General features: G+C 62.3%; 9 protein-coding genes. 5 read left to right on the top strand and 4 right to left on the bottom strand.

Annotation, left to right across the window (positions count from 1 at the left end; translation table 11 throughout):
* Together FJ964_RS05170 and FJ964_RS05165 are read left to right on the top strand one after the other, a co-directional pair.
* Positions 1 to 1,043: porin (locus tag FJ964_RS05170; RefSeq protein WP_140549351.1), on the top strand; the 1,043-nt coding region annotated here is incomplete at its 5' end.
* 242 nt (positions 1,044 to 1,285) lie between these two features.
* Positions 1,286 to 2,353, top strand: coding sequence for a site-specific integrase (locus tag FJ964_RS05165; protein ID WP_140549350.1), 1,068 nt, complete (start codon positions 1,286 to 1,288; stop codon positions 2,351 to 2,353).
* A gap of 133 nt (positions 2,354 to 2,486) precedes the next feature.
* Here the strand turns inward: FJ964_RS05165 and FJ964_RS05160 are convergent, their stop codons facing one another.
* Both FJ964_RS05160 and FJ964_RS05155 read right to left on the bottom strand, forming a co-directional pair.
* On the bottom strand, positions 2,487 to 3,383 hold the full coding sequence (locus tag FJ964_RS05160) for an alpha/beta hydrolase (protein ID WP_140549349.1): 897 nt from the start codon (positions 3,381 to 3,383) through the stop codon (positions 2,487 to 2,489).
* Positions 3,384 to 3,560: 177 nt separating this feature from the next.
* Positions 3,561 to 5,606: a lytic transglycosylase domain-containing protein gene (locus FJ964_RS05155; protein ID WP_140549348.1), complete on the bottom strand. Its 2,046-nt coding sequence runs from the start codon at positions 5,604 to 5,606 to the stop codon at positions 3,561 to 3,563.
* Positions 5,607 to 5,907: 301 nt separating this feature from the next.
* Here FJ964_RS05155 and dapA point away from each other — a divergent pair, with 301 nt between their 5' ends.
* From dapA to FJ964_RS05140, 3 genes are all read left to right on the top strand, one after another.
* Complete coding sequence (gene dapA, locus FJ964_RS05150) at positions 5,908 to 6,789, top strand: 4-hydroxy-tetrahydrodipicolinate synthase (protein WP_140494617.1); 882 nt, start codon at positions 5,908 to 5,910, stop codon at positions 6,787 to 6,789.
* A 25-nt stretch (positions 6,790 to 6,814) separates the two neighbouring features.
* Positions 6,815 to 7,294 carry an SsrA-binding protein SmpB gene (smpB, locus tag FJ964_RS05145; RefSeq protein ID WP_140549347.1) on the top strand — a complete coding sequence of 160 codons (480 nt, stop codon included), beginning with the start codon at positions 6,815 to 6,817 and terminating at the stop codon, positions 7,292 to 7,294.
* An 82-nt stretch (positions 7,295 to 7,376) separates the two neighbouring features.
* Entirely contained in the window at positions 7,377 to 8,084 is a 708-nt protein-coding gene (locus tag FJ964_RS05140; RefSeq protein WP_140549404.1) for a GH25 family lysozyme, read from the top strand.
* 12 nt (positions 8,085 to 8,096) lie between these two features.
* Here FJ964_RS05140 and FJ964_RS05135 read toward each other — a convergent pair whose 3' ends face one another.
* Positions 8,097 to 8,759: a uracil-DNA glycosylase gene (locus tag FJ964_RS05135; RefSeq protein ID WP_140549346.1), complete on the bottom strand. Its 663-nt coding sequence runs from the start codon at positions 8,757 to 8,759 to the stop codon at positions 8,097 to 8,099.
* Between the two features lie 11 nt (positions 8,760 to 8,770).
* Positions 8,771 to 9,352, bottom strand: a complete 582-nt coding sequence (locus FJ964_RS05130) for an NYN domain-containing protein (protein ID WP_140494612.1) — start codon at positions 9,350 to 9,352, stop codon at positions 8,771 to 8,773.
* Positions 9,353 to 9,403: the final 51 nt, after the last annotated feature.

Genomic DNA, 9,403 nt, shown 5'->3' with positions numbered 1-9,403 from the left:
CCGCTGAATACGTCAAGATCTGCGACGTCTACGGCGCTGGCTACTTCTACATCCCCGGCACCGAAACCTGCCTGCGCATCGGCGGCTACATCCGTTATGACATCGGCGTGGGCGACGTCGGCACGTTCAATGGTTCGAAGACTGCGGACCACGAGGACGGCTCGGTAAACGACACCTGGCACAAAAATGCCCGCTTCACGCTGAAGACCTGGACCGGCCAGGAAACCGAACTCGGCACCTTGAAGACCTACACCGAGACCCGTTTCAACTTCGGCAACGATAATGACATCGAATTCGCCAACACCGCCCACAACAAGGACGTCTCGCTGAACTTCGCCTGGATCCAGCTCGGTGGTCTGCGCGTCGGTAAGGACGAATCGGCCTTCGATACGTTCATCGGCTACGCCGGCAACGTCATCCAGGATACGCTGGTTCCTTACGGCGACTTCGACACCAACGTCGTCCAGTACTACTTCGACGCAGGCAACGGCTTCTCGGCCGTGGTCTCGCTCGAAGAAGGCCAGGGCGTTGTCGGCACGATCGACAGCTACGTTCCGCATGTCGTCGGCGGTCTGAAGTGGACGCAGGGCTGGGGCGCCATCACCGGCGTCGTCGCTTATGACAGCAACTACGAAGAAGTCGCCGGCAAGGTTCGCCTGGACGTGAACGTCAACGACGCATTGTCGCTGTGGGTCATGGGTGGCTACGGCACCGACGACAACCTCAACGATCCGACCTACGCTATCCCTGCTGGCGGCCGCGGCTTCTACAAGCAGTGGGGCGGCAACTGGGCTGTCTGGGGCGGCGGTACCTACAAGTTCAACGAGAAGACCTCGTTCAACGCGCAGGTGTCGTATGACGATTGGAAGAACCTGGGCATCGCGGCGAACATCGCCTACGACGTCGTCCCGGGCTTCACGGTCACGGCCGAAGTCGACTACCTCAACGCAGGCAAGTTCGACGACGCCGACTTCTCCAACTGGACCGGTGCCGACAAGAAGAGCAGCATCGGCGGCATCCTCCGCTTCCAGCGCTCGTTCTAAGGGCTGGCTCCATACAGGTGAAATCCAGCCCGGGCGCATCAACGCCCGGGCTGTTTCTGTCTCGTGACTGGATCAAGGCAAATAGAAGGAACAGGGGGTAACGGTAGCTGAATTGGATCCGTGAGTGGTTTCGTGGGATCCACCGCCTGGTGGATGAAATCACAAATGCGTGATTCAAAACTCTTGAAAGGACGCTTCCATGTGGGTTAGGTGGTTGACCTGTCCACTCGGGGGTGTGGCAAATGATGACGACCGAAGCGATTCAAGAGGGTGAGCCCTCCGATCATTTTTCGATGTTTTCTTCTCAGAATTCAAGGTTTAACTACACCTACAATAAAATACGAGAAGTAAAGTCGCATAGGGTTGGAGATCTTTTTTCGGCATATCGAGACATATTGTGGGATGATGGGCGGCATAAGTACAATGTCAGCTCGTTCATCGGCGAGATAGACGAGATTCTGCTCGGGGAGCGTTTCAGCGCCTTTGACCAGAGTACCCTGGACACCCTTATCGGCACCTTGCGCCAGCGCGGCAACAGCAACGCAACCATCAATCGGAAGATGGCTGCCCTCAGCAAACTGCTGCGCAAGGCCTACAAGATGGGAGATATCCACAGCCTGCCCGAGTTCCGCCGCCAGAAGGAGCGGTCGGGACGGATTCGTTTCCTTGAAAGGGACGAAGAGGCCAGGCTGTTTGCCGCCATCAGGAGCCGCAGCGAGGATGCTTACCGGCTTTCCGTCTTCCTGGTCGACACTGGCTGCCGCCTTGGCGAGGCGCTCGGGCTGATCTGGAACGATGTCCAGGAGCATCGCGTCTCCTTCTGGATCACCAAGTCCGGCCGCAGCCGCACCATTCCGATGACCGAGCGTGTCAAGGAAGTGATCAAGCTGCCTCCCGGCGAAGGCCGTCGGCCGAAAGGCCCGTTCACCACATTCAGCCAGGCTCAATACCGCGCCATCTGGAACGACGCGAAGGCCGAAGTCGGTCTGGCCGCCGACGACCAGGTGGTGCCGCACATCCTGCGCCATACCTGTGCCTCGCGGCTTGTCCAGGGCGGCATCGATATCAGGCGCGTGCAGATGTGGCTTGGCCACCAGACCCTGTCGATGACCATGCGCTATGCGCATCTGGCCACCAACGATCTCGACGGCTGCGTCACCGTGCTGGAAGTACCCCGGTCTGGCGGCGCCGACAACGCGAAGGCAGCGCCCGAACCGTCCCCCCGCGCCGCTGCGCGCCGTGCGGCGGACGAACCGGTTGCCGTGAAGACCACGGCCAAGGCAATGAAGAAGGCCTCAAAGTCCCGATAAGTTCACGCTTTGAAGGGGCTGTAGGCGACCAATCCCGTGGGTCCCCGATCCGCGGGTCGTTGGGGCATGCTATCCAGGCTGCGAAGCCTGCCCTTGGTCCACTGCTGTCGTTTTGCCTTGCGGGCAACGGTTTTTAAAGGCGAGTCGGCAGCCGCTCGGCTCTGTTGAGGAAAGCGGCGATGTCGCCCGGCAAGGTTCCGGTTTCGAGGAAAGGGGCGTGACCCTGACCTTCAACGGTGATCGTCTGCATGGCCGGATGGTGCTCCCGCATCTGCCTGTGTGTGTCCACCGACAGCAAACTCGAATTGGCGCCGCGCATGGCGAGCATGGGAAGGGCCGACAGCGCATCGAATTGCGGCCACAGCGCCGGTAGCGGCTGCGTCAGGTCGAGATTTGCAACAGTGTCGACCAGCTTCGGGTCGAAATCCGGCAGCAGGCCCTGGTCGGTTTCGCGGTAGAGCGCCAGCACCATGCGCTCCCAGTCCGCATCGGTGAGCGCGGAAAAATCCCGGCCATGAACGCGGCGCTGGGCCGCCACTGCTTCGGCGAAGGTCTTCGGCTTCGGTTCGCGCTGGAGATACGACTGGATAAGGGCAAGGCCGGCCGGCTCGATCACCGGTCCGATATCGTTCAGCACGATCGCTTTCAATATGGCCGGCCGCAGCGCGCCCAGGACATGAATGATCAGGCCGCCGCGCGAGGTGCCGATGAAGGCGGCTTCCTCGATTCCCAAGGCCGCCAGTCCGGCAAGAATGTCGTCGGCTTCGACGCCGACAGTATAGCGGCTGACATCGGGATCATAATCGGACTGCCCGCGGCCGCGATAGTCGAAGGCGACGACCTTGCGCGGGCTTCCGGCTTTGCCGGCCAAATAGAGCGCGAGTTCATGGAAGTCGCGTGCATTGCGGGTGAGGCCGGGCAGGCAGACGACTGGCCAATGTCCCGAATTTGCTTCGCCATAGATCCGGGCATGCAGCTTCAGCCCATCCGGCGCGGTGTAGAAGAAATCGGAGAAACGTTCGCTCGCCATTGGAATGCTGTCCCTTGCTCTCGCCCGATCGTCCGTCTGCTACAGGCGGGGGAAGGGATGGTCAAATGGGGCAGTTACTTCTCCTCTTGCGGGCCGAAGGTGGCGAGGCCCTTCACTCAGCCAAGACGGGCGGATCCGCGCGAGGCCAACTCCTCTCGCAAGGAGGAACGAAAGCCGTCAACTCCGCCCGTTCACAAGATCTCCCACAATGTCGTACTTGCCGGAAATGCGCATCTTGTAGACCTCGTAGTTCTCCATCACGCGCTGCACGTAACTTCTTGTTTCCGTGTAAGGAATCCGCTCGATCCAGTCGACGACGGCGTCGATGTCCTTGCCGCGCGGATCGCCGTATTTCGCCACCCATTGGGCGGCGCGGTTGGGGCCTGCATTGTAGCCGGCGAAGGTCAGCACATAGGAGCCGTTGAAGCGGTCGAGCTGCTGGCCGAGGAAGGCCGAGCCCAGCGTCGCATTGTAGCCGGCATCGGTGGTCAGGCGTGCCTGCGAGAATTGCAGCCCGGCCTTCTTCGCAAGTTGCTTGGCGGTTGCCGGCATCAGCTGCAGCAGCCCCCGCGCGCCGGCGCTCGATATGGCGCTGATGTTGAATTCGCTTTCCTGGCGGGCGATGGCATAGGCCAGTGCCTTGCCCGAACCGGAAATATCGGCGCTATCGGGTATGACCCCCAAAGGATGCGACAGCGCGCCGACATCGATGCCACGCGCGCCGGCGATCTTGCCGATCTTGAGCGACATGAAGTGGTTGCCCTGCTTTTCCGCCAGCACCGCCAGCAGCGCCAGTTCGCCCGGGCTGGTCAACTGTCCTGCGAGGTCGCGATAGAGAGTCTCGGCATAGCGGTCGTAGCCTGCCTCCTGCAATCGCTTGATGGCGGCGACGGCCTCGCGGCCGGCAAAACTCTGGCGATCGGCGGCGCTCGGCGTGGGATAGGCGATGTTCAGCACCGGGCGACCAATGCGCTCGGCGGCGAGCTGGCCGTAGAATGTCGTGCCGTAGGCCGCCGCGCGCGCAAAATAATCCTTTGCGCTACCCGGGCCGCCAACTTCGGCGGCGCGGCCGAGCCAGTAATAGGCGCGCGACAATGTCATCGGCCCCTGCGCAAGGTCGGCGATGCGCGCGAAATGGGTTGCCGCAAGCCTGGGATCGTTCAAGCCGCGCAGCGCGTACCAGCCGGCATGGAATTCGGCTTCGGCGGCGTTCGCTGTGCTTTCGGCCGCATGCATGGCGACGATCTTGTAGGCGGCTTTCATGTCGCCCTTGTCGACCAGCTCGCGCGACAGTACCCGGCGCTCCACCCACCAGGCATCCGGGTCGACCAGCGCTTCGCGATCCGTCGGCGCCTTCATCACAATGGCGGCGGCGTCGGCAATATTGTCTTGCTTGCGCAGATATTCGGCTTGCGCGAAGAAATAGCCGGCCGAACGCTGTGAAGCCGGTACCGCCTTGAGCAGCTTGGCGGTGTTCTTGTCGCCCTTGTCGGCGGCCGCCCAGGCGGTGGCCAGTTGCTGCGCTTGCGCCAGGCCGGCGACGCGCTGCGCCGCGCCGACCCGGTCGGCGTAGAACATGCGCTCCATGCGGAACCGGTGATCGGCCGCCGGGATCAGCCCGCCGAACTCCTTGATCAGCGCTGTCTCGTCCTTGGCGTCCAGGATCGCGGTGCGCCAGAACGGCACCAGTACCGAAAGCGCCGCCTTGGTGTTGCCCTGCGCCACATAGGCGCGGGCAAGAAGCATCACACCTTCGAATGTCTGCGGCTGGCTGCCGTCGAACGCTTGCACGACGACGTCGGGGGCGGGGTTTTCGCGATGGAGTGCGCGTTCGCTGTTCTTGCGCAGCGCGGTTGTCCCCGGCCAGTTGGGCAACATCTTCGCTGCGGCCGCAATGTCGCCGCTCGGCACCTTGTCGCCGCCATAAAGCGCGATTGCCCAGGCAAGGATGTGCTGGTCGAGCGAACGGGCGGGAAGGGCATCTCGCGCGGCGCGGGCACCGGGAATGTCGCCCGCCGCCAGTGCGTCCAGACCGCTCTTCAACTGCACAATGCTGGCAGAGGGGGCCGTATCGCCTGGACCCGCATCTTGCGAGCCTTGCATGCCGGGCATCGGAATGGCCGATGTCAACTGCACGTCGACGCTGCCGCCGATCGCCATCTCCGGCATCAGCGCGACGACCGCGCCCAGGAGCGCGAAAAGATGAGGCCGCCTAGTCGGCATCGTTCAGCCTTTACACATCACCAGCAGGCGCGGAAGCTTCGCGACCTGGACCAGACCGTAAGCTTAGGTCATGAAGGGCCAGTTAACAAAAGGTTATCGAGGCCGTTCGAATTGCGTTTGCTGGCAGCATGGCAATGCTTGCCGCGCAACCATGTCGAGACTATGGTGCGCCGCCTCGCTTTCGGCTAGAAGGCGCGACATTAAGACCAGAAACGAAAACCCATGCATATCGCCCAAAAGTGGCTACCGGTTTTGGGATAACGATATGCGTGAACAAAGAAGTCCCAAGGAGTTGGACGACATGCTGAGAGGCTCGCTGACCGCGCTCGTGACACCGTTCGAAAAGAGCGGGCGTTTCGACGAGAAAGCCTTTCGCGCCTTTGTCGACTGGCAACTTGCGGAGGGCACGACAGGCCTGGTTCCCGTGGGCACCACCGGCGAGTCGCCGACGCTGTCGCATGACGAGCATCGTCAGGTGGTCAAGGTCTGCATCGAGGCGGCCAGGGGCCGCGCTCCGGTCGTCGCCGGCGCTGGCTCCAACAACACCGCGGAAGCGATCGGCCTGGTCCAGTATGCCGAACAGGCAGGCGCCGACGCTGCACTTGTCGTCACTCCCTACTACAACAAGCCGACGCAGCGCGGTCTCTATGAGCACTTCGCCGCCGTCGCCAGGGCAACCAAGCTGCCGATCATCATCTACAACATCCCGCCGCGGTCGGTCATCGACATGATGCCGGAGACGATGGGCCGGCTGGCGCACGACTTCAAGAATATCGTCGGGGTCAAGGACGCGACCGGCAAGGTCGAACGGGTTTCCGAGCAGCGTATGACTTGCGGCAAGGATTTCATCCAGCTTTCCGGCGAAGATGCATCCGCGCTCGGCTTCAACGCGCATGGTGGTGTCGGCTGTATCTCGGTGACGGCCAACGTCGCGCCGCGGCTTTGTGCCGAATTCCAGGAGGCGACGCTGTCCGGCGACAGCGCCAAGGCGCTGGAATTGCAGGATCGCTTGCTGCCGCTGCACAAGGCGATCTTTATCGAGCCCGGCGTGTCCGGCGCCAAATATGCGCTCTCGAAGCTCGGCAAGGTCGAGAACGTGCTGCGTTCGCCGCTGGTCACGGTCGAACAGTCGACGGCCGAAAAGATCGACGCGGCGATGAAGCACGCCGGCTTGATTAATTAGGGATGAGGCGCCACCTCTCCGCATTATGAATCAAGTCAGAAAAGCCGATCCCAACAACAAGACCGTTGCGGAAAACCGCAAGGCGCGGTTTTCCTATGAGGTGCTCGACACGGTCGAGGCCGGTCTGGTGCTGACCGGCACCGAGGTCAAGTCGCTGCGCCAGGGCCAGGCCAACATCCAGGATAGCTACGCCTCGGTCGAGGGCGGCGAGATCTGGCTGATCAACTCCTACCTCCCGGAATATCTGCAGGCCAACCGCTTCAACCACGAGCCGCGCCGGCGCCGCAAACTGCTGCTCAACAAGCGCGAGATGGCCAGGCTGTCGCAGAGCGTCGACCGCGAAGGCATGACCTTGGTGCCGCTGAAGATCTATTTCAACGACCAGGGCCGCGCCAAGCTGCTGCTCGCCGTCGGTCGCGGCAAGAAGCTGCACGACAAGCGTGAGACGGAAAAGCAGCGCGACTGGTCACGTGAGAAGGGCAGGCTCTTGAAGGAGCGCGGGTGACAACCATCAGGTGGTAGCCAAGCGGACGAGTGTTTGGCTTCAGGCTCGAGCCAAGGAGCCAGAAATGCCGGAGGGGACAGTCTTGAAGAACCGGATCATCCTCTGGGGATCGGTCAGCCTGGTTTTTGCAATCCTCATCGTCGCTGGCGGCTTCTATTTCCATGCGTTTTCTCCGGATCGCGGCAAATATCCTGTCAGGGGCATCGACGTTTCGCATCATCAGGGCCGGATCGACTGGCGGCGCGTTGCCGCCGCCGACGTCGCCTTTGCGGTCATCAAGGCGACCGAGGGCGGCGATCATGTCGACGATGCCTTCGTCACCAATCTGCGCGAGGCTCGTGCTGCTGGGCTCGCTGTCGGCGCCTATCACTTTTTCACCTTCTGCCGGCCGGGCGCCGACCAGGCGAAGAATTTTATCGCCGTGGTGCCGCACGACCAGCCTTTGCTGCCGCCGGTTGTCGACATCGAGTTCGGCGGCAATTGCCCGCAGCGTCCTTCGCCCGAACAACTCGACGCCGAACTCCAGGCCTTCCTCGGTCCAGTTGAAGCCGCCTTTGGCAAGAAGGCTATCATCTATATGACGGACGATGCAGCAACGGCCTATGCCGGGCAGATCGCCGCCCGCCCGCTCTGGCTTCGCTCACTGCTGCTCGAGCCGGGTCGCGACGATTGGGTCTACTGGCAGTATCACAACAGGGGCCGCGTCGAGGGCATCGTCGGTGACGTCGACCTGAACGTTTTGCAAGGCGGCCAGGAGACGCTGGCCGCATTGTTCGCACCGGCGTTGTAAGGGAATTCCAGACTACAAGTCGAGGAACGCCGCGATCTCGCTGAAAACGCTGACGAACATCGCTTCGGTCAGCACGCCGGTATTGGTGTTGTAGCGCGAGCAGTGATAGCTGGAAAACAGCGTGATGCCGCCGGCCTCCTGCCGCCCGCCATGCTTGAAGGGATAGGCGGCGACGCGCTGGCCCAGTGCGCGCACGGTCGACTGGTGCGCGATCGAACCAAGTGCCAGCACGGCGCGCAAATTGGGAAACCGTGCGATCGTCGGCACAAGGAAGGTCCGGCAGGTGGCGATCTCGGCGCCCACAGGCTTGTTCTCGGGCGGCACGCAGCGGACGGCGTTGGTGATTGCCGTTCCAACGAGCTCCAACCCATCGTCAGGCCGCGCCTTGAATTCGCCGCGCGCCAAGCCGTGCGCGATTAACGTGCCGTAGAGCAGGTCGCCGGCATAGTCGCCTGTGAAAGGCCGGCCCGTGCGGTTCGCTCCGCGCAGGCCGGGCGCAAGCCCGACGATCAGCAGCCGGACCGAATCGTCGCCTTCGGGCGGCAGGAAGGTCGGAACCGGGGCGTTGAACCACGATGGCTCGCGTTGCCGCCACTCGGCAATGAAACCATGCAGCCGCGGGCAGAGCGGGCAGTCGCGATCGGGTTCCGGGGAGGCAGCGAGATGTGCGGCCAACGCCGCCGTCCTCAGTACTCGTCCTCTTCCGTCTCGGCCGGTTCGGGTCGGCGCACCGGCCTTTCGGAGGGATCGCGGCCCACTTCGTTCTTCAACGTCATCAAGTCGATGAAATGATCGGCCTGGCGGCGCAGATCGTCGGATATCATCGGCGGCTGCGAGGCCATGGTCGAGACGATCGACACCTTGCGCCCGCGCCGTTGCAGCGCCTCGACCAGCGTGCGGAAATCGCCGTCCCCGGAGAAGATGACATAGTGGTCGACGACATCGGCCAGTTCCAGCGCATCGACGGTCAATTCGATGTCCATGTTGCCCTTGATCTTGCGGCGGCCGGTCGAGTCGGTGAATTCCTTGGCCGGCTTGGTCACCACCTTGAAGCCGTTATAGTCGAGCCAGTCGATCAGCGGCCGGATCGAGGAATATTCCTGATCCTCGACTAGGGCGGTGTAATAGTAGGCGCGCAGCAGGTAGCCGCGTTTCTGGAAGCTCGACAGGAGCTTGCGATAATCGATGTCGAAACCGAGCGCGCGCGACGTGGCGTAGAGATTGGCGCCGTCGATGAACAAGGCGATCTTTTCACGGGGGTCGAACATGGAAAAATTCCTTTTCGAAATAAGCGGCCGTTAAAACGAAATGCGACTATC

The sequence above is a fragment of the Mesorhizobium sp. B2-3-2 genome (genome assembly GCF_006442295.1).
Lineage (GTDB): Bacteria > Pseudomonadota > Alphaproteobacteria > Rhizobiales > Rhizobiaceae > Mesorhizobium.
This window is presented reverse-complemented; position numbering and strand designations above follow the sequence as displayed.